At 70.4% G+C, this 20,103-nt stretch carries 16 protein-coding genes; 3 read left to right on the top strand and 13 right to left on the bottom strand.

Going from position 1 to position 20,103, the window contains the following annotated elements:
• Positions 1-100: 100 nt before the first annotated feature.
• Together J2W78_RS21640 and J2W78_RS21645 are read right to left on the bottom strand one after the other, a co-directional pair.
• Positions 101-5,419: an alpha-2-macroglobulin family protein gene (locus J2W78_RS21640; RefSeq protein WP_253373649.1), complete on the bottom strand. Its 5,319-nt coding sequence runs from the start codon at positions 5,417-5,419 to the stop codon at positions 101-103.
• Positions 5,420-5,531: 112 nt separating this feature from the next.
• Positions 5,532-5,978, bottom strand: coding sequence for a DMT family transporter (locus J2W78_RS21645; protein WP_253373650.1), 447 nt, complete (start codon positions 5,976-5,978; stop codon positions 5,532-5,534).
• 354 nt (positions 5,979-6,332) lie between these two features.
• On the opposite strand from J2W78_RS21645, the gene J2W78_RS21650 reads away from it, so the two are divergent.
• Entirely contained in the window at positions 6,333-7,808 is a 1,476-nt protein-coding gene (locus J2W78_RS21650; protein WP_253373651.1) for a serine protease, read from the top strand.
• A 66-nt stretch (positions 7,809-7,874) separates the two neighbouring features.
• Here J2W78_RS21650 and J2W78_RS21655 read toward each other — a convergent pair whose 3' ends face one another.
• From J2W78_RS21655 to dctP, 7 genes are all read right to left on the bottom strand, one after another.
• The gene (locus tag J2W78_RS21655) at positions 7,875-8,030 is read right to left on the bottom strand and encodes a DUF3309 family protein (RefSeq protein ID WP_156635778.1); all 156 of its coding nucleotides are present in this window, start codon (positions 8,028-8,030) and stop codon (positions 7,875-7,877) included.
• Between the two features lie 114 nt (positions 8,031-8,144).
• Positions 8,145-9,191 carry a cysteine synthase A gene (locus J2W78_RS21660; RefSeq protein WP_253373652.1) on the bottom strand — a complete coding sequence of 349 codons (1,047 nt, stop codon included), beginning with the start codon at positions 9,189-9,191 and terminating at the stop codon, positions 8,145-8,147.
• Between the two features lie 67 nt (positions 9,192-9,258).
• A complete protein-coding gene (locus J2W78_RS21665) occupies positions 9,259-9,492 on the bottom strand; it encodes a hypothetical protein (protein WP_253373653.1) in 234 nt (77 codons plus the stop codon).
• Positions 9,493-10,286: 794 nt separating this feature from the next.
• Positions 10,287-10,484: a hypothetical protein gene (locus J2W78_RS21670; RefSeq protein WP_253373654.1), complete on the bottom strand. Its 198-nt coding sequence runs from the start codon at positions 10,482-10,484 to the stop codon at positions 10,287-10,289.
• A 167-nt stretch (positions 10,485-10,651) separates the two neighbouring features.
• Positions 10,652-12,004: a TRAP transporter large permease gene (locus J2W78_RS21675; protein ID WP_253373655.1), complete on the bottom strand. Its 1,353-nt coding sequence runs from the start codon at positions 12,002-12,004 to the stop codon at positions 10,652-10,654.
• Positions 12,001-12,723 carry a TRAP transporter small permease gene (locus tag J2W78_RS21680; RefSeq protein WP_253373656.1) on the bottom strand — a complete coding sequence of 241 codons (723 nt, stop codon included), beginning with the start codon at positions 12,721-12,723 and terminating at the stop codon, positions 12,001-12,003. Before J2W78_RS21680 ends, J2W78_RS21675 begins: the two co-directional genes overlap by 4 nt.
• On the bottom strand, positions 12,720-13,742 hold the full coding sequence (gene dctP / locus J2W78_RS21685) for a TRAP transporter substrate-binding protein DctP (protein WP_253373657.1): 1,023 nt from the start codon (positions 13,740-13,742) through the stop codon (positions 12,720-12,722). Before dctP ends, J2W78_RS21680 begins: the two co-directional genes overlap by 4 nt.
• A gap of 175 nt (positions 13,743-13,917) precedes the next feature.
• Here dctP and J2W78_RS21690 point away from each other — a divergent pair, with 175 nt between their 5' ends.
• Both J2W78_RS21690 and J2W78_RS21695 read left to right on the top strand, forming a co-directional pair.
• The gene (locus tag J2W78_RS21690) at positions 13,918-14,577 is read left to right on the top strand and encodes a GntR family transcriptional regulator (RefSeq protein ID WP_253373658.1); all 660 of its coding nucleotides are present in this window, start codon (positions 13,918-13,920) and stop codon (positions 14,575-14,577) included.
• Positions 14,578-14,669: 92 nt separating this feature from the next.
• Positions 14,670-16,142, top strand: coding sequence for a carbohydrate porin (locus tag J2W78_RS21695; RefSeq protein ID WP_253373659.1), 1,473 nt, complete (start codon positions 14,670-14,672; stop codon positions 16,140-16,142).
• Positions 16,143-16,198: 56 nt separating this feature from the next.
• On the opposite strand, the gene J2W78_RS21700 is transcribed toward J2W78_RS21695, so the two are convergent.
• From J2W78_RS21700 to J2W78_RS21715, 4 genes are all read right to left on the bottom strand, one after another.
• A complete protein-coding gene (locus tag J2W78_RS21700; RefSeq protein ID WP_253373660.1) occupies positions 16,199-18,328 on the bottom strand; it encodes a TonB-dependent receptor family protein in 2,130 nt (709 codons plus the stop codon).
• A 42-nt stretch (positions 18,329-18,370) separates the two neighbouring features.
• Entirely contained in the window at positions 18,371-18,727 is a 357-nt protein-coding gene (locus J2W78_RS21705) for a hypothetical protein (RefSeq protein ID WP_253373661.1), read from the bottom strand.
• A gap of 141 nt (positions 18,728-18,868) precedes the next feature.
• Positions 18,869-19,516: an SCO family protein gene (locus tag J2W78_RS21710; protein WP_253373662.1), complete on the bottom strand. Its 648-nt coding sequence runs from the start codon at positions 19,514-19,516 to the stop codon at positions 18,869-18,871.
• Positions 19,506-20,030 (bottom strand): copper chaperone PCu(A)C, encoded by a 525-nt coding sequence (locus tag J2W78_RS21715; RefSeq protein WP_253373663.1) that lies wholly within the window; start codon positions 20,028-20,030, stop codon positions 19,506-19,508. Before J2W78_RS21715 ends, J2W78_RS21710 begins: the two co-directional genes overlap by 11 nt.
• Positions 20,031-20,103: the final 73 nt, after the last annotated feature.

The following is a 20,103-nucleotide window of genomic DNA, read 5'->3' on the forward strand; positions in this document are numbered from 1 at the left end:
CCCCTCACCCCCGGCTGCCGCCTTGCCGAGCCCCCGACGAGGGGGGCTCGGCCCTCTCCCCGCGCGCGGGGAGAGGGGATCTGCGTCGGCGGCCATGCCTCTACTTCGCGGAAGTGACCTCGACCGATCCGAACGCGGTGCGTCCGAACCGTTCGGGGCGGTACATGTCCTCGACGCTCGCGCCCGGATGCACGTAGGTGCCGGGCGAGACCACGCGCACGGTGTAGGCCGCCGAGAAGAAGGCGGATTGCTCCGGGGTGCGGTCGTAGGCGGCCACGAAGCGGTCGTCGCGGAACTCGGTGTGGACCGGAGCCACGTCCGACTTGGCGAAGCTGAGGCCCGAGAGCGCGTCGGCATCGAGGAGCTTCGGGTTGTCGATCTCCAGCCCCGCGGGCAGGCGATCGACCAGCAGCAGGCGCCCGGCGCTGGCCTTGGCCTCGGTCACCTTCAGCACCACGACGAGGCGGTCGTTCTGGCGCAGGGGCTTTCCGAGATCCACCGGGCTGCCGTCGAGCCGGTAGACGCTGCGCTCCACCGTGAAGCCCTGGGAGGCCGCCGGCTCCGGGGCGATCGGGTTGCCCTGGACGCCGATCGCGACCGGCACCGCCTCGCGGCCGGCATTGACGATCCGCACCGGGCGCGCCTCCAGAGCGGGCGCCCGATAGAGCCGCGAGAGCGGTCCGGTCTCGGTCTTGCCGTCGACGGTCAGCGCGAGGCTGTCGGAATCCTTGGCGAGGCTTTGCGCGGCCAGCACCATCCATGCGTTCTCCTGGGTGCTGGTGGAGCGGCCGTCCGCCCGCTCCTGGCCGAGCACGGCGGCGACCGGCTGCAGCGTCGCCTGAGTGAACCCGGCCTCGCCGGAGAGCGCCAGCAGGGCGGCGCCGTCGCGCAGGCGCGAGCCGTAATCGGCGCGGTAGGTGCCCCGATCGCGCTCGGCCTGGAGGGCCTGCACCGCCGCCTCGAAGCCCTTTTGCGCCCGGCCGCGATCACCGAGGAGGGCCAGCGCGGCGGCAAGCTGCCCGCGACCCAAGGGCGTGGCGAAGTCGGTGAGCTTGGTGTCGGCGAGGTAGCGCAGATCGCCCATCACCGGGCGGCCGTTGCGGGCGAGCACGTAGGCGGCATAGGCGATGTCCATGCCGCCGTTCTCGATCGTGGTGGTGTTGGCCACCGTGTTGCGCAGGCGGTCGAGCGCGCTGTTGAAGGCGGTTTGCGGCACGGCGAAGCCCCGCTCGCGGGCGCGGGTGAGGAAGTCGGTGGCGTAGGCGGTCAGCCACGTATCGCCGGCATTCTCCGTGGACCACGCGCCGAAGGCGCCGCTCGAATCCTGGCGCGCCAGCACCCGCTCGATCGCCCCGCGCACCCGCTCGTCGAGTTTCCCGTCGAGGCCGAGCTTCTCGCCCGCCGCGAGCGCGTTGACGTAGAGCAGCGGCATCGCTCGGCTGACGATCTGCTCCGAGCAGCCGTAGGGGTATCGGTCGAGCGATTGCAGCAGGGCGGCGACGTCGATGCCCCCCAAGCGGTTGGCCGAGACCGAGACCGCCCCGGTGCCCGGCAGGATGTCGGCAAGCAGATCCGGTGTCAGGTCGAGCCCGGCGCCGGGCTCCAGCGGGCGCACGCTGCGGCGCACGAGGGCGCCGGTGCCGGGATTGATCCCGAGCGTGAAGGATTGGCCGGCGCTGCCCTGGATGCCGGGCCCGGTGAGGCTCAGGTCGAGCCGGGCCGTGCCGGGGCCGGCGGCGGTGATCGGGATCACCAGTTGCCCCTTGGCGCCGGCCTCCAGGCGCAGGGTGGAGCGCACCGCCTCGCCCGCCACCACGACGGGGCCGGTGAGGTCGAGGTCGACGGTGTAGTCGCCGGCCGCCCCCTCGACGTTGTCGAGGGCGACGAAGAAGCGCGATCGGTCGCCGACATTGAGGAAGCGCGGCAGGGTGCCGGTGAGGACCACCGGATCGCGGACGATCACGTCGGCCTGGGCCTGGCCGACCCTCGTCTTGGTCCAGGCGGTCGCCATCAGCCGAGCGGTACCGTTGAAGGCCGGCAACTCCAGCGGGATCTTGGCCGTGCCGTCGGCGCCCACCGTGACGACGCCGGAATAGAGCGCGAGCGGGGCTTGTGTCGGCGGTGCGTCGGCGAGTTCGGTCGCCCCGCCGTCGCCGCCGGAGCGGATCGCGCCGAGCGTGCCCTGCATGCCGTCGATCAGGTAACCCCAGAGGTCGCGGATCTCGGGGCCCAGCGCCTTCTGGCCGAAGAAGTAGGCAAACGGGTTCGGCGCCTCGTAGCGGGTCAGGTTGAGGATGCCGACATCGACCGCCGCCAGCGTCACCCGCGCCTCCTCGCCGGGAGCGAGGCCGGCGAGTTTCACGGGCACGGTCAGCGTGCCGCGGGGGCGCACCTTCTCCGGCGCCTCGATCGAGACGGAGAGGCCGCGCTTTTCCTTGTCGACGGAGAACCATGCCACCCCGAGCGCCCGGCCCGGCATGCGCTTGGCCGCTTGGTCGAGCGGCCGGTAGGCGGTGGCGACGAGGTAGGCGCCCGCGCCCCATTCCGCCTTGACCGGGATGTCGACGGTGGTGCCGCCCTCCGCGACCGTCACGTCGCGGATCTCGTGAACCCGGTCGCTGACGACAGCGAGCGTCGCGGTGCCGGCGAATTTCGGCGCGAGCCGGGCGCGCAGCCGTTCGCCGGCCGCGTAGGCCGGCTTGTCGAGGGTGAGGTCGAGGAGGTCGGGCACGTCAGCGGTCTCCGAGCCGCCCCAGCCGACGGTGAAGGAGACGCTGACCCCTGCCTGCGGCTGGCCGGGAACGCTCGCTTCCAGACGGTACTGGCCGAAGCCCACCGGCACGGCGATGCGCGCGGGTGCGTCGGCGGCAATCGCCACGCGCCCGTCGGCGACGCGACGGCTGGATTTGACCGGCTCGAAGCTCCAGCGCCCGTCGGCCCGGTACCATTGATAGGTCCGCTCGACCTTCGAGAGCGTCCAAGTCACGCCGTCCTGCGTCAGGCGCCGCCCGTCGGGGGCGGCCATGACGACGTCGAAGGTCGCGGTCGCGTTCTCGGCGAGATCGCCGCCGAAGTTTTTCCGAATGGCCAGCACGGGCTGGCCCGGCAGGATCGGCAGGGTGACGCTGCGGCTCAGCGCCCGGCCGCCCGGCTCGCCGACGGCGAGGGTGATCTTCGCCTCCAGCGCGCGGGGGGCCGCCACCTCCTGCACCGGCACCGTGATGCTGGTCTTGCCCTGCGCGTCGGTGGTGGCCTTGGCGTCGATCTCGGCGGTCGTCGCCTCCACCGCCTCGTCGTCGAGGCCGATGGAGAAGCCGTCGAGGCCCTTGATGCCGGGATTGGCGGCGGCCTGCACCGCGACCGAGCCCGAGACCTCGAGCCCCGAGCCCGGCGCGCCGTAGAGGTAGCGCGCGGCGACATCGATGACCGCCGGCTCGCCGCGGGTGAGGCTCGGCGTCTTCGGGGTAAGGCTCACCTCCAGCCGCTCGGGGACGTAATCCTCGACGAGCCAGCTCGCCTCGCCGACGGGCGGCGCCTTCGGATCGGTATAGGCGGAGACCCGCCACGTGCCGTGCATGGCGCCGGCCATCAGCGGCAGGGCCAGGGAGCGCCCGCCGAGCCCCTCGTCGGCCACCGCCGCCCGGCGGTACTCGACGCCGTCGGGCCGCTTCACCACCAGCGTCAGCGGCAGGCCGGCCACCGCCGCCCCCTGCGGATCGCGCAAGATGGCGGTGAGCTGCACCGTCTCGCCGGAGCGGTAGACCCCGCGCTCGGGGAAGACGTAGGCTTCGGCCCCGCCCGGCGCCGGGCGGCCCTTCACCCCGCGGTCGGAGAGATCGAAGGCGCCGAGCGCCAGATCGAGGAAGCCGTAATCGTCGCCGACCTGCGCCACCACGAGGCCCGGCGCCAGCCCGCCCTCGCCGCGGGCCAGGCCGGCGGGGAAGGCGGCATGGCCCTGGCCGTCGGTCTTGGCGGTCGCGAGCACGTCGTTGTTGCGGGCGACGAGCCGGATCTCGGCGCCCGACACGGTCTTGGCGCTGGCGAGCGAGCGGGCGAAGACATGCACGCCGTCGCGGCCCTTGAAGGCGGTGAGCCCGAGATCGGAGACGACGAACCACTGCGTCGCCTGGGTCTCGTAGCCGCCATACTCATCGTCGGATGAATCCGTGGTGCCGGTGGGCTTGGCCAGCATCAGGTAGAGGCCGGGCTCCAGCTTGCCGACCGCCTGGAGCACGGGGAAGGCGGTCACCGCCTCGCGGTTGGTCTCGGCCTTGGCCGTATCGAGCGTGCCCTTCCAGACGCGCTGGCCCTTCTGGTCGGCGATGGTTTTGGCTGTCGAGCCGCTGAGTTGGCTCAAGAAGTCCTCGGAGCGGAGTGCGGGCAACAGGCCGCGGTCGCCGATGCGCAGCACCTCGACATCGAGCTTGTCCGCGTTGACCGAGACCAGCGGCACGCCGGCCTGACCGGTGCGGGGCAGAACGTAGTTGCGGCCGGTGAAGCGCACCTGGGGCGAGCGGTCGCGAACGTAGACCTCGTAATCGGCCGATTTCAGCAGATTTTCGCCGACCGAAGAGGGCAGGCCCTGGCGCACCACGAAGGCGTAGCGCTCGGAATGCTTGAGCCCATCGACGCAGACCTGCGAGCCTTCCGCCGTGACGGCGGCGTTGGTCGCGCCCGAGACCGCGATGTAGGGCGCGTAGTCGGTCTTCGGGACGAGGCTTTCCGAGAAGGTGAAGCAAACCCGCGGTGCGGCGGCATCCGAATCGACCTTGTAGTCGAGGATGCGGAAGCCGTGATCCGCGCGCAGCTTCTCGTAGGCGGCGCGGGTCTGCGCCTCGTCCCGGATTGCGAGGCTCGCCCGGTAGGCTTCCAGCGCGGGCCGCCACTCGGACTGGGCCGCCTGGATCTCGCCGAGCCGGGACAGGGCGCGGGCCTCGTCCGCCGGGTTCCTTGCGCGGAGATAGCCCTGGTAGGCGGCGGCGCTCGCCCGGCCCTTCAGCTTGAACCGGGCGGAATAGTCGGCGCGCTCCTCGTCGTTGCCGGCGGCAATGGCCGCGTTGGCGTAGTCGAGCCAGTTGCGGACATCGTTCGGGTCGGCGGCGACTGCGGCGGCGTAGGCGTTCAGCTCGGCATCCGGCTCGGCCCCTTCGGTCCGTGCGGCGGTCTCCGCCTCGCGGCGCCACTGTGCCGCCGTTTTGGCGCCGGGGGGCGCCTCGCTCTTGAGCGCGGTCTCCAGCCGGACGCCCGCACTCGCAAGCCCCTCGCGCACGAAGGTTTTCGCAACAGGGGCGGTCGCCGATCTCGGCGGTGCGGCTGGGGGGGCGGCCGGGCGCAGCGTCTGGGCCAGGGCCGGGACACCGAGCCACATCGCGCCGATGAAGGCTGCTCCGAGGTGCCCGAGACGGTTGCCTTGGGACATGCGCGCGTCTCCTCCGACCGGTGCGCCCGAAGCAGGGGCGCCCGCGGCCGGCACGCTATCACTTGCCGCGCCGGCCGCAACGCTTGCGCCGAGCCATCGGCGACGAGGGACCTCAGTAGAGGCAGATCAGGGCAACGCCGGCCAGGAGAAGCAGCGCGCCGCCAAGCCGCGGAAGGTTCGCTTCGTGCACCGGCACGCCGAGCAGCCCGAAATGGTCGAGGGCGAGCGACATCAGCATCTGCCCGACGATGAGGAGGGCGACGACCGCGGCGGCGCCGATGCGCGGGATCAGGAAGATCGCCCCGACGACGTAGATCGCGCCGAGCAGTCCGCCGGTCCAGGCGTACCAGGGCGCACGGGCGGCCGCGGCGAGCGAGGGCAACGGCTCGCGCAAGGTCAGCGCCAGGAGGCCGACGGCGAGGCCGCCGACCGTGAAGTTGACGAATCCGGCCCAGAGACCGGAGCCGAGTTCGCCCCTCAGCCCGGCATTGACCGCCTGCTGGACCACGAAGGCGACGCCCGCGAGCGCCGCCGCACCGTACAATCCGATCTGCAGCAAAGCCGCGCCCTTCCGCCTGTCTCGAACTCTCGTGCCAAAGCTGTCGCCCGGGGCCGCTCCGTCCACCGGGGCACGATCACGATCCCGCATGCCGGTGCCAGGGCAATCGCTCGAAGCGATTTCCCTGGTTTGTCGTTTGACCTCAGTCGCCGGCGCCCGCCTCCGCGGGCTTAGGCTTTCGCTCCGCTCGACGCTTTTCAAGACGGACGTCCTGAAAAGCCCGCGCCGCGAAGCCGCCGATGCGGCTTCGAGCGATGGCCCTGATGACGGAGCCCCGCAGCGACTTGTGGCGGGCACGCTCCGGCTGGCATCATCGTCCGCACTTCGAATCGAGCGGTGGTGATGACGGGACGGATGAGAGCTTTTCGCACCGGCCTGCCGGCCCTGCTCGCTGCCGGACTCGCAACGGGGGCGCTCGCGCAAGGGCTTGCTCCACCGGCCGCGCCGGCCCGGCCGAAACCCGCCACCCCGGCTCCGGCCGCCCCCGATCCCGCCTTCGAGGCGGCGCGGGCGGGCTTCGAGGCGCTGCCCGAGACGGAGCGGCGGGGGCTGCAAGACTCGCTCGTCTGGACCGGCGACTATAATGGCGTGACGACCGGGGCCTTCGGCAAGCGCAGCTTCGACGGCATCCAGACCTACCAGACCCGCACGGGCGCCGCCCCGACCGGCCTGCTCACCCCGCCGGAGCGCGCGGCGCTCAAGCGCGAGGCGGAGGAGGCCCGGCGGGCGGCGCGCTTCAAGGTTCAGCCCGATCCGGCGAGCGGCGTGGTGGTCGGCGTGCCGGAGGCGCTGCTGCCGAAGAAGAGCGCGATCCCCGGCGGCACCCGCTGGCAGAGCGCCGACGGGCGGGTGACCCTCGACACCAAGTCGTTCCCGCAAGGGGAGACCAGCCTCGACGCCCTGTTCGAGCGCGCCGTCGCCGCGATGCCCGGCCGCAAGGTGACCTACAAACTGAAGAAGCCGGATTTCATCGTCATCACCGCCGAGACCGCGGGCGGGCGCTCCTATATCCGCTACGCCGAAGGCCCCCAGGGCATCCGCGGCTTCACCCTCGGCTACGACAGGGCGCTGGCGGACACGGTCGACCGTCTCGTCATCGCGGTGGCCAACAATTTCGCACCGTTTCCCGAGGACGCGCCGCCTCCCACCGCTCCGACGGCGGCCACCGGCCCGGCCCCTCGCGGGCCTGCCTCCGGCTTGGCGGCCGCGCCCGCAGCACCGCCGCTGCCCGGTGCGCAGGCCGAGGCGCGTCCTGCCGCGACCGGCCTGCTGCTGGGCGGCGGGCGGGTGCTGACGGCAGCCTCCGCCCTTGAAGCGTGCACCGCGCCGCGCATCGGCGGTGCGGCGGCCCGGATCGAGCGGCGCGACGCGGCGGGCAGCCTCGCGCTTCTGTCCGCCGAGGGGCTCGCGGGCGGTGCGTCGCCGCCGCTCCGCGCCGAGCCGGTGAGCGAGGGCGAGGCCCTGCTCGTGCTCGGCGCTCAAACCAAGGGCCGCCCGAGCGTCGCCCCCGCCACCGCTGCCGTCGAAGGCGTCGACGCCCCGCTTCAGCCCGGCGCCGGCGGTGCGCCGGTGCTCGACCGATCGGGCCGGCTCGTCGGACTCGTCGCCCGCTTTCCCACCGCACCCCGCCTGATCGCCGGGGTGATGCCGCCGACGCGCTATGCCGTCGTGCCGGGGAAGGCCGTGGCAGCCTTCCTGAGCGAGAGCGGCCTGACCGCCGGAGCGGGCAAGGACGCGGCGAAGGATCCCGCGAAGGGCGCCGCGACCACGCTGGGCGGGGCGGCGGCGCCCGCTCTCGATGCCGTCGTTGCCATCACCTGCGCGCGGTGAGGGCGGCGCCTGGCCTTAGAGCATCGCCTTTTCCGAAAGCCGGCAACCCGCTTTCGGGATGATGCTCTAGATCCGGTGCGTGACGAGCAGCACGATCAGGATGATGATCAGGAGGCCGCCGAGGCCGAATCCGGGGCCGCGGAAGCGCCCGCCGCCGTAGAAGTTGCCGCCGCCGAACAGCAGCAGGATCAGCAGGATCAGGAGGATGGTGGTGATGGTCATCGGCGGAAGCCTCGTTGGTCCGCCCAGACCCCTTTGCCTGAGCGCCAACAGCAACGCTTGTGCACGCGATTTCGTTCAGCCGGCTCGCAACTTATCCCGAGGGACGTTGGGGCGTCAGGCCCGCCAGTCCGGCAGGGCGCCCCCGGTCTCTGCAAGCCACGCGGGCACCGGCAGGCCGCGCTCGCCCAGGAAGGCGGGGTTGAACAGCTTCGAGGCGTAGCGCGCCGCCCCGTCGCAGAGGATCGTCACGATGGTGTGGCCGGGCCCGAGTTCGTGGGCGAGCCGGATCGCGCCCGCCACGTTGATGCCCGACGAGCCGCCGAGCGATAGGCCCTCCTCGCGCATCAGGGCGAAGATGATGCCGAGCGCTTCCGCATCCGGAATCCGGAACGCGTGATCGGGCGTGAAGCCTTCGAGGTTCTTCGTCACCCGGCCCTGGCCGATGCCTTCGGTGATCGACGAGCCTTCGGCCTTGAGCGTGCCGGTGCTGTAATAGGCGTGCAGCGCCGAGCCCTCCGGGTCGGACAGGGCGATCTTCACGCCCGGCTTGGCCGCCCGCAGCGCCTCGGCCACGCCCGCCAGCGTGCCACCGGTCCCCGCCGCGCAGACGAAGCCATCGACCGCGCCGCCGGTCTGCGCGAAGATCTCGGGGCCGGTCGCCTCGATATGGGCGCGGCGGTTGGCGGTGTTGTCGAACTGGTCGGCGAAGAAGGCGCCGGCCTCTTCCGTCTCCGCCAGCCGCTCGGCGAGACGGCGGGCGGCGTGGACGTAGTTGTTCGGGTTAGCGAAGGGGACGGCGGGCACCTCGACGAGCCGGGCGCCGGCGAGCCGCAGCGTCTCCTTCTTCTCTGCCGATTGCGTCTCCGGAATCACGATCACGGTGCGGTAGCCGCGCACGGACGCCACCAGCGCCAGCCCGATCCCGGTATTGCCCGCCGTGCCCTCGACGATGGTGCCGCCGGGCCGGATCAGGCCGCGCGCCTCCGCATCCCGCACGATCGAGAGCGCCGCCCGGTCCTTCACCGAGAGGCCGGGGTTGAGGAATTCGGCTTTGCCGAGGATAGTGCAGCCGGTCTCTTCGGACGCGCGGCGCAGCCGGATCAGGGGCGTGCCGCCGATCGCGGCGAGCACGTCGGGCGAGACGGTGGAGGATGCGGACATGCGGTGCGGCGGCCTTCCTGAGCGCCCGCGCGGGGCGGCGGATCAGGCAGGCTTAATCAGCCGACTTTCAGGAATCCAGGTAGCCGGCCTCCCGCAAGGCGTCGGCGACCGCAGTAAAGAAGGGATCATCTGCCTCGGCGTCGTCCTGCGACAGCGTTCTTCCCTCGTCGTGGGGCGCGGTCTCGCTCCGGTCGAAGTCCCGGAAGTCCTGTGGCTCCGCCGGGTTTCCGGCCGCTGCCGCGGATGCGCCGAGCCCGAAAAGGCCGGCTGCCGTGAGGAAGGTCTCGTTCAGGGAGATCATGGCCGGCTCCTGTCTCGAAAACGGGACGCCACTAGCCTAATCGGTTAACGAAATCTTAGCAATATTGACGAGGAGAGCCCGAAAACAGCGTGTCGGCCTTCATCGCTCCTGAGCGCTGCGGGCAGGGCGGAAGCGAATCACGCCGCGCGTGTGGGGTGCAGCTCGAAGCCCCGTTTATCGCCGTCGCCTTGCAGAGGAGCGCCGCGCGGAGCCTGCTTTTCAGAATTTCGATCCGGGGCAAGCGCGGAGGCCGGCTCCGGCGATGGAGGCTTGGACGGCACCGGCATGACCGCTTTGGGCGACCATCCCGCGCTTTCGGTTCAGGTCCGGTTCAAGCGCGACGGTGCAGTGTGGTCGCAGGTCAAGGACTGTGATCTTCCTGCACCGGTTTTGGCGAACCGAGCCGCTTCGGCGCCGCAATCCCGCAGGATGAGCACTCCGTCAAGCTTCTCCCGCTAGACGTTCCTCTCGCGGCGGTTCCAGCCACCGCCTTCGATGCCTTCCCCGTTTCCTCTCAGCCGCGAATCCAATCCATGACGGTCGTCGCCCTCATCGCCTGCAACCTGCTGCTGGCGGGCCTGTTTTCCCTGGTCGCCGTCGCCCTCGACTGAAGGCCTCCCGAGACAACGCCCGCAGTGTCGTCGTGGGCGGAGGCGCACGGTCGGCGACCGGGCGTTTCGTGAAGGCGCTTTTGACCACCGCGCTCCCGCGCAAACCCGCATCACACCGTTCACGAACCCAGGTCGCTCCGTCGCGGCCGGGGTTTTCGGCTCGTCGGGTCCGTTTTTCGAGCGTCAGCCGCGCGTCGCCCGGTCCTGCGCTGTGTCCAGGCGGCCGATGAGTGCTTCGAGGCGTTCGCCGACCGGTTCGGTGAGGCTGTCGGCGTAGTGACTGCGCAGGCTCTTGCCGAGGTGGCGGCGCACGCTCGGGCTCAGCGGCGGCGCGGCCGTGGCATCCTCTGCGCGTTTCGTGTCGGCGATGGGCTTCGTCACGGATCGTCTCCCGTCCGGTGCCGGAAGCGGCTGTGAGGCGGCGATCCTGCGCGCTGGAAAGTTAAGGCGAGTTTTACTGCGGCGACCAAGAAACGATTAACCCTCCGTGCCGGGGCACGGAGGGTTCTTCTTCCTCGAAAGCATCGCTCCGAGTGCGGCTGCCGTTCTTACCGGGTCGTGGGCAGGAGCAGGTCCGGCAACCAGAGGGCAATGCCCGGCATGAGGCAGAGCAGGACGATCGCGATACCCATCAGGATCACGAAGGGCAGGGTGCCCCAGATAATGTCCTTGAGCGGAATGTCGGGGGCGATGTTCTTGATGACGAAGATGTTGAGACCCACCGGCGGGTGGATCAGCCCCATCTCCATGGTGATCGTCATCACCACGCCGAACCAGACGAGGTCGAACCCGGCGGTCTTGAGCGGCGGCAGGATGATCGGCGCCGTCATCAGGATGATCGAGACCGGCGGCAGGAAGAAGCCGAGCGCGATGACGAGCGCCAGGATGGTCGCGAGCAGGAGCCAGGGCGAGAGCTGCATCGCGACGATGGCCTGAGCCGCCGCCTGAGAGATGTGGAGATAGCTCATCACGTAGGCGTAGAGGAGCGACATGCCGATGATGAGCATCAGCATGGTCGATTCCCGCAGCGTCGCCGTGAGGATCGGGTCGAGATCGCGGAAGCGCCACACGCCGTAGATCACCGCGATCAGCGCCAGCGCCAGCAGGCCGCCGAGGCCGGCGGTCTCGGAGGGCGTGGCGTAGCCGCCGTACAGCGCGACCATGACGCCGGTGAGCAGCACCACGAAGGGCAGCACCCGCGGTAGCGTCGAGAAACGCTCGCGCATGCTGTAGCTGTCCTCCTTGAGGATCGGATGCTGCGCACCCGTCCGCTCGTAGGCGAGCTTGGCCGCCGCGAACTCGGAGCGGAAGCGGAACACCGACCAGCTCGCGAACAGCACGACCAGCAGGAAGCCCGGCCCGATGCCGGCCAGGAACAGGCGCCCCAGCGACTGCTCGGCGGCGACCGCGTAGAGGATCATGGTGATCGAGGGCGGCAGCAGGATGCCGAGCGTGCCGCCCGCGGCGATGATCCCGGCAGCAAAGCCCGGCGAGTAGCCGCGGCGGCGCATCTCCGGAATGCCCGCCGAGCCGATCGCCGAGCAGGTGGCGGGCGAGGAGCCGGCCATCGCCGCAAACAGCGCGCAGGCGAACACGTTGGCGATGCCGAGCCCGCCGGGGATGCGGTGCATCCAGGCGTGCATCGCCGAGTAGAGATCCTGACCCGCCTTGCTCCGCCCGATCGCCGCACCCTTCAGGATGAAGAGCGGGATCGAGAGCAGCGTGATCGAGGCCATCTCCTCGTAGACGTTCTGCGCCACCGTATCGAGCGAGGCGGCGGGCATGAACGCGTACATGAAGGCCAGCGCTACGAAGCCGAGCGCGAAGGCGATGGGAATCCCTGAGAGCATCGCCCCCAGCGTTGCCCCGGCATAGAGGAAGCCGATCGCGGCGGTGCTCATGCCTTGCCTCCCGTCGTCTTGATCGGCCGGACCGGGGCCGGGTTGCGCGTCGTCTGGCCCATGGGGTCCGGCCCTTCGGGCGTCACGTCCGGGCGGTCGTGCATGTCGCGGTTGAGATCGGCGCCCATGCCGATCTTCGGCTTGGCCCAGCCGGCGGCGCGGGGACCGTAGAGGACCGCTTCCGCGATCTGCAGGACGAACTGGAAGGCGAGCAGGCTCATGCCGGCCGACATCAGCAGGTAGGGGATCCAGAGCGGCGGTCCCCAGGTCGATTGCGAGATCTGGCCGTCTTCCCAGGCCTCGTGGAACAAGCTCCAGCTCTTCCAGGCGAAGAAGGTGACGAAGGCCAACCCGACGATGTCGACGAAGATCAGCCGTACCCGGTTGACGCCCGGCGGCAGCAGGCCGGTGAGCGCCTCGATGGCGACGTGCCCGCGCTTGGCCTGAACGCCCGCCGCCGACAGGAAGGTGGCGCCGACGATGAGGAACACGGCGGTCTCGTCCTGCCACTCGGTCGGCTCGTGGAAGACGTAGCGGGTGAGGACGGAGTAGCTGAGCACGAGGCAGGCGGCGACGAGTGCCAGCCCGCCGCAGACCAGGATGACGTGGTTGAGCCGGCGCGTGGTCCGGTCGATGACGCCGAGCAGGCCCGGAACCCGGACCTCCGCAGCCTTGTGTGTCTCGGCAGCCGCCGAGGCCGCGTCGAAGGCGTGGCTCATCCGACCTTCTCCGCCAGCTTGAGCAACTCGGCGCAGCTCGCGTTCTTGTTGGCGAAGTCCTTCCAGGCGGTGTCGCGGGCGATGTCGCGCCACTTGCCGAGATTCGCCTCGTCGAGCTGCACCACCTTGGCGCCAGCCTTGCCGAACACCTCCTCGACGCGGGTGTCGTCGGCCTTGGCGCCCTCCTGGCCGAAGCTTTCGAGCTCGGCGCCGACCGCCATGACGAGATCCTGTTGGTCCTTGGGCAGGCCCGAGAACACGATCTTCGACATCATGATCGGCTCGAGCATGAACCAGTAGGAGCGCTCGCGGCCCGAGGTCAGCGCCTTCGAGATCTCTTCCAGGCGGAACGAGATCAGGCTGGTGGAGGAGGTCAGCACCGCGTCGCAGGCGCCGGTCTGCATCGCGGCATAGGATTCGTTCGACGGCAGCGAGAGCGTGGCCGCGCCGGCCTGCTTCATCATCAGGTCCATCTCGCGCGAGCCGCCGCGGACCTTCATGCCCTTGGCGTCGTCGGGCGTCAGCAGGGGGCGCTCACGGCTCGCGATGCCGCCGGCCTGCCAGACCCAGGAGACGAGCACGATACCCTTGGCATCCAGGATTTCGGTGAGTTTGCGGCCGACGGGCGCGTCCTTCCAGGCGAGCGCCTGGGCATAGGAGGAGACCAGGGCCGGCATCAGGCCGATATTCATCTCCGGCACCTCGCCGCCCGCGTAGGGCGAGGGGTAGAGCGAGAGATCGAGCGCGCCTTTGCGCATGGCGCTGAACTGAGCGTTGGTCTTCATCAAGGAGGAGCCGGGATAGACCTGGACCTCCATTGCGCCCTTCGAGCGCTCCTTGATGGCGGCGGCGAACTTCCGGCACATCCGATCGCGGAAGTCGCCCTCGTCGACCGTGCCGCCGGGGAACTGGTGCGAGAGCTTCAGGGTCGTGGCGGCCCGGGCCGGGCCGCTCCCGAGCTTGAGCAGCGCGGGCGCAGCAAGCCCGGCCGCGAGAAGGTGGCGGCGGTTCAGCGTCATGGCGTTTCCTTCCCAATACCGCTTTCGCGGAATCCTGCCCGTCCGTTCGTGCGGACTTTTGTGCAGCGCAAAATATACGTTTCAGCGCAGCATTTAATGCAAGATCGCGTCATCTTGCATATTTTGTCAACGCTCGTGAATATGGATCGGCAGGAAATCGCCGATGACTCGACCCATGAACCAAACTCAGCGCCTCAGGCAGACGATCGAGGACGAGATCGTCGAAGGGCGTCTCGCCCTCGGCGCGCGCCTCGATGAGACGCAGCTCGCCGAGCGCTTCGGCGTCTCGCGCACCCCGATCCGCGAGGCGCTGCTGCAACTGGCCGCCACCGGCCTCGTCGAGACCAAGCCGCGCCGCGGCATGGTCGTGAGCGCGCCCGAGCCGGGCCATCTCCTGGAAATGTTCGAGACGATGGCGGAGCTGGAGGCGGCCTGCGGGCGGCTCGCCGCGCGCCGCCTCACGCCGGAGCTGGAGGCGGAGTTGACCGGCGCGCTCGCAGCTTGCGCACGGGCGGCCGCCGCGGGCGATCCGGAAGCCTATTACGGGGAGAACTACGTCTTCCACACGGTGATCTACCGCGCCTGCCGCAACGACTTCCTGTGCGGGCAGGCGCTGGCGCTGCACCGCCGCCTCTCGCCCTACCGGCGGCTGCAGCTGCGCACCCGCCACCGGGTGGCGCAGTCGCTCACCGAGCACGAGGCGGTCGTCGCCGCGATCCTCGCCAGCGATGGCGCCGCGGCGGCCGATCAGCTCCGCCGCCACGTGCTGATTCAGGGCGACGGGTTTTCGGAACTAGTGGCGAACCTGCGGGCGCTGGATCACAGCGCGGCGTGAGCGCCCCGAAGGGTCGCACGCGTCCAGTGCTCTGGTCGGGCCGGAGCGGAGGCCGTAAGTTCAAGCTTCGCGGTTCGCCGTGGAGGTTCTTCGTGTCCCGCCGCCCCTTTCCAGGCGCCCTTCCCGCCGCGCTGGCCCTGACGATTCTCGCCGGATCGCCCGCCCTGGCGCAGCCCACCGGGCGGCCGGTCTACGAGGGCGCGGGCGGCGATCCGCGGATCTCGGTGTCCCAGCCGGAATCGACGAGCCAGGCGTCCGGCGGCTATGTGCGCTCGATCGAGCCCTCGCTCGGGCCCTTCGGTGATCCGCTCGGCCTGCGGCCCCTGCTGAAGGAGCGGGGCATCGAGTACAGCCTCACCTACATCGCCGAGACCCTCGGCAATCCCGTCGGCGGCATCCGCCAGGGGGCGATCGTCGAGGACCGGCTGAACCTGCGGCTCAACCTCGACCTGCAGCGGCTCGCCGGCTGGGACGGCGCCACGATGCACGCCAACGCCTACTTCATCCACGGCACCGGCCTGTCGCGCTACTACGTCGGCAACCTGATCCCGGCGAGCGTGATCGAGGCGCTGCCGGCCTCCCGCCTCTACGTGCTGTGGCTCGACCAGCAGCTCTTCGACGGGAGGCTCGGCATCCGGGTCGGCCAGCAGGCGGCCGACACCGAATTCTTCGTCAGCCAGACCGCGACCCTGTTCGTGAATTCGACTTTCGGCTGGCCGGCGATCACGGGGCTCAACCTGCCGAGCGGCGGCCCGGCCTACCCGCTCGCGTCGCCCGCGATCCGGGCCAAATACGTGCCGGGCAACGGCTTCTCGCTCCAGGCCGGGCTCTACGACGGCGATCCGGCCGGCGCCAGCCGCCCCGGCGACGACCCCGAGGGGCAGCGCCTCGACCGCACCGGCACCAATTTTCGTACCCGCGACCCCGCCCTCGTCGTGGCGGAGGCGACCTACGCCTTCAACACGCAGGAAGGTTCGAAGGAACTGCCCGGCGACATCACCCTCGGGGGCTGGCAGCATTTCGGGCGCTTCGAGAGCCTGCGCTTCGACCAGACCGGCCTGCCGCTCGCCGACCCGAACTCCACCGGTATCGGCCGCCCCTTGCGCGGCAATGCCGGGATCTATGCGATCTGGGACCAGACTCTCTACCGGGAATCCGGCAAGGACGACGAAGGCCTCGGCTTCTTCGTGCGCGCGGCGTGGTCGCCGACCCGCTCCAGCCTCGTCTCCGCCTATCTCGACACCGGCCTCGCCTATAAGGGCCTGTTGCCGGGCCGCGACGACGACACGGTGGGCCTCAGCCTCGCGCATGCCCGCCTCTCCGACGACGCGCGCCGGTCCGACATCGACACCATCGTCTTGACCGGCACGGCGATGCCGCGGCGGCGGGCCGAGACGGTGATCGAGGCGACCTATCAGGCGGTGGTGGTGCCGGGCTTCACCGTCCAGCCGGACGCGCAACTGATCCTGCATCCCGGCGGCGGCATCGCCAATCCACGCGACCCGGAAGGCCGCCGGGTGCGCAACGCCGCCGTATTGGGCTTGCGCGCGACGGTTCAGTATTGAGGGGACGGCCGGGTTTCGTGCCGGCCGCCCCTAGCGCTGGCGTCGAACGGTCGCCCTCAGAACGAGGCCCGCACGCCTCCGAACACGCTGCGGCCGTTGCCCGGAAAGAACGCCACCGGCCCGCCCGCCACCGTCGCGGCGTTGGTTACCACCGAAATGTCGGAGACGTAGCGTTCGTCCAAAAGGTTGCGGGCATCCACGAACAGCGAGACGCCGTTGGCAAAGTCGATGCCGGTCTGGAGGCCGAGCAGGGCGTAGCCCGGCACCTTGAGGGTGTTGGCGTGGTCGGCAAACGCGCCCTGCGGCACCCAGTCGAGGGTGGGGGCGAGGTGGAATCCGCTCGGGTGCCGGTAGCCGAGCACCGTGCGCAGCACGTTCACCGGCACGCCGGCGATGCGGTTATTGCCGAAGACCGGATCGCCGACGAAGCGGAAGTCGTTGTGGGTCCAGATCTGCGTCACGGCGAGCCGGTCGCCGATGCCGGTCAGATCCGTGGCGAGGTCGAGGGTCACGGCGGCCTCGACGCCTTGGTGGCGGGTGCGCGGGGCGTTGAAGGTCGCCGCCGGAATGTTGAGGCCGGGGTTGGGCGTGAAGTTGATGAGCGCGTCGCGCAGCTCCGCCCGGTAGAGCGTCACGTCCCAGGCCAGCCGGTCGATCCGGCCGCGCGAGCCCGCCTCGTAGGTCCAGGCGCGCTGAGCCTCCAGCGGCACGAAGGTGGTGCGCAACGCGTTCATCTGCACGAGGTCGGAGAAGTCCGGCACGTCGCGCGAGCGGGTGATGTCGGCAAAGACCTGGATGTCCGGCAGCGGCTGCCACATCAGGCCGAGCTTCGGGTTGACGCCCTCGTAGGTGATGTTGGCAAAGCGCGCGGTGGGGTTGGTCGGCAGGCCGCCCTTGTCGCTGAAGGTGCGGTTCGAGGAGAACAGCTTGGCACCGGTCATCAGCGCCATGTCGGGCCGGAACCAGAACCGGTTCTCGGCATAGGCCTCGTAGTTCGAGGCGCTCTGGCGGGCATTGAGCGTCTGGGCGCCGCGGAACCCCGCCACGTTCACGAACTGCCGGGCCTCGTTGATGCCGGCGAACGCCCGCAGGCCGAGGATCAGGTCGTTGCGGAAGCCGCCGAGATCGAACGTGCCGGCCCAGCGCGGCGCCACGCCGTAGGTCCAGCCATCCTGGTCGATCACTTGGAAGATCGGGTGATAGAGGTTCTTGTGAATCGCCCAGGAATCGATGTCGAGGCGCCCGACTTCGAGTTCGAACGAGGTGCGGTTGGCGATGCGCTCCGTCGTCACCTTTCGCGATTGGTTGCCGGTGATCGCCGCCGGGTTGGCGATGCGGGGATTGTTGAGGGCATTGAACAGCGAGAGCGAGCCGGGCAGCTTCTGGTCGGTATCGTAGAAGCCGAGGAAGAACCGCGTCTCGACGCCCGGCGCGAGCTGGTAGCCAACATTGGCGTTCACGTTGCGGGTGCGCTGGGTCTCGTGATCGCGGAAGCCGTCGGAATTGGTCGCGGTGCCGGAGATCAGGACATCGGCCGGCCCTGAGATCCGCGAGACCTGAAAATGCTCGCGGAGGGTGTTGAAGCTGCCGCCGTCGATTCGGGCGATGTTCGGTGCGAGCGCCGTGTAGGCGGTCGGCGTCACGAAGTTCACCGCCCCGCCGAGCGTGGTCGCGCCGAAGGTCAGCGCGTTGCCGCCCTTGTAGACCTCGACCGAGCGCAGGCTCAGTGGATCGATCTGGTAGAAGTCGCCGCTGCCGTCGGCGAGGTTGAGCGGGATCCCGTCCTGCAACAGCTCGATGCCGCGGACATGGAAGCCGCGGGCGATGCCGGAGCCGCGGATCGAGAGGCGCATCTCCTGGCCGTAGCGCTCCTGCACGAACACGCCCGGCACGTCTTTCAAGACGTCGCGCACGGTGTTGGCGTAGCGGTTCTGGAACGTGGCGGCATCGACGAAGGCGACCGAGCCGACGGTGGCGTTCACCGCCGCGCGTTGCGCGGCGACGCTCGGCACGGTGAGCGAGCCGGCCGCCGTGCCGGTGCCGGAGACGCTGATCTCGGAGAGGGTGGCCGCCCCCTCGGTCGCGGCCGGGGCTTCGGCGAGGGCCGGAGCGGCAAGCGCGAGGCCGGAGGCGAGCAGGGTCGATGACAGGGCGGCACGCGGCACGGCCCGTTGACGGGAAGGCATGAGGAAACGTCCGTTGTCTGAAGGATCGGAAGAGGCGATCGGTCAGACGACGGGCGGGGCGCGGGCGCTCGGGCGCGTGCCGGGCGGCGCGCGGGGGAGGGCGACGATCTCGGGGCCCCACGCGACCGGGGCGATCCGCTCCCGCGGCCACGCGACGACGGCGTGGGCGGGTTGCGGCGCGTCGAGGCTCGGCAGGGTGTGTGCGGCTTGGCAGCAGGGCAGGTGCCCGTGCCCCGGATGCGACTTCACGGGGCCGTCAGCCTCGCCTGCATCGGGGGCGCAGAGGATGTGGACGAAACCGTTCTGCGGGGCGAGGCTGCCGGCAAGCGCGGCTCCGCCCAAGACGACCTGCAGGGCGAACGCGTAGAGCGCGGCCACGGCGATGACCGCGCGGCACACGGACCATCCCGGCAAGCGCCCTCGCATGGCGCCAGCTATGGCCAAGCTTACCCGGACGTCAACGGAGGCGCGATCGGGAGAGCCCTGTTTTCTGCTGCGGCGGCCGCAGAACGGAAGATCGGCCCCCGCCAGTCGAAATACTCAGGTGTCGCGGCCGTCGGAGACCAGCTTTCGCAACTGCTTGAGGGCGAGGGCGTGCCCCGCGTTCAGATCGAGCGGTCCGGCAAAGCCCCCGTCGCGGTCCATCATGTAGACCATCAGCGTGTGCTCCAGGGTGTAGTCGCCCCCCGGCAGCGGCACCCGCTTCATGGAGGCCCGGTAGTCGCGCGCCACCCGCTCGATCTGCTGCGGCGTGCCGGTCAATCCCGTGATCCGGTCGGTGAAAGAGGCCATGTATTCGCGCATCACCGCCTGCGTGTCCCGCTCGGGGTCGAGGGTGATGTAATAGGCCTGGATGTCACCGCCCTGGGCGCCGAACGCGTCGAGTAGCGTGCCGAGGTCGGCCAGCGTCGTCGGGCAGACGTTCGGGCATTGGGTGAAGCCGAAGAAGACGAGGAAGGGCTTGCCCTTCAGCGCCTGCGAATCGACGGTGCCGCCCTTCGAGGATTCGAGCCGGAACGGGCCGCCGACCACCGACAGGGCGGAGGGCCTGTCCCCCCGCGGCAGGAAGGCCACCGTCGCCCCCACGATGCCGACGAGGGCGAGCGCGAAGGCGGCGAGGATCAGTGTGCTCCCCCGCTGCGAGGCGGGGGAAGCCGTGCGGGGCTTGGGCCGGGGTTCAGTGGCCATGGTCATGTCCCGCGTGGTCGTGCGCCTCGGGCCCCTTCTCGGATCCTTTCTCTGGCGCCTTGGCAGCAAGGCTCTCCACGGCGAACTCGACCGGAACGCTGCCGGCCCGCTCGAAGCGCAGGGTCCCCTTCACACGCTCGCCCTTCTTCAGCGGCGTCTTCAGGTCGAGGAACATCAGGTGATGGCCGCTGGGGGCGAGCGTCACCGTCTGGCCGGGCGGGATCGCCAAGCCGTCGGCGAGCGGCGCCATCTTCATCACACCGCCCTCCATCGACATCGTGTGCAGCTCCCCGCGCCCGGCCGTCTCGACCGCGCCGCCGGTGAGCCGGTCGGGCTCGGTGCCGGTATTCGTGACCGTGAGATAGCCGGCCGCGACCCGCGCGCCGCCGGGCGTCGCCCGTGACCAGGGATGGCCGATCTTGAGCGGGCCGGCTTTGTAGTCGTGGGCGTGGACCGGGTTCGTTGCAGCGAGGCCGAGAGCAAGGAGGGCGGCCGGGACAGCGTGAAGGCGCATGATCGTGTCTCCGTTCGGAGCGGAAAGGGGGAGGGCGCGGGCCTCGAGCCTCGAACGCCGCATGTGGCGGCGA

The sequence above is a fragment of the Methylorubrum extorquens genome (assembly GCF_024169925.1).
GTDB lineage: Bacteria > Pseudomonadota > Alphaproteobacteria > Rhizobiales > Beijerinckiaceae > Methylobacterium > Methylobacterium extorquens_A.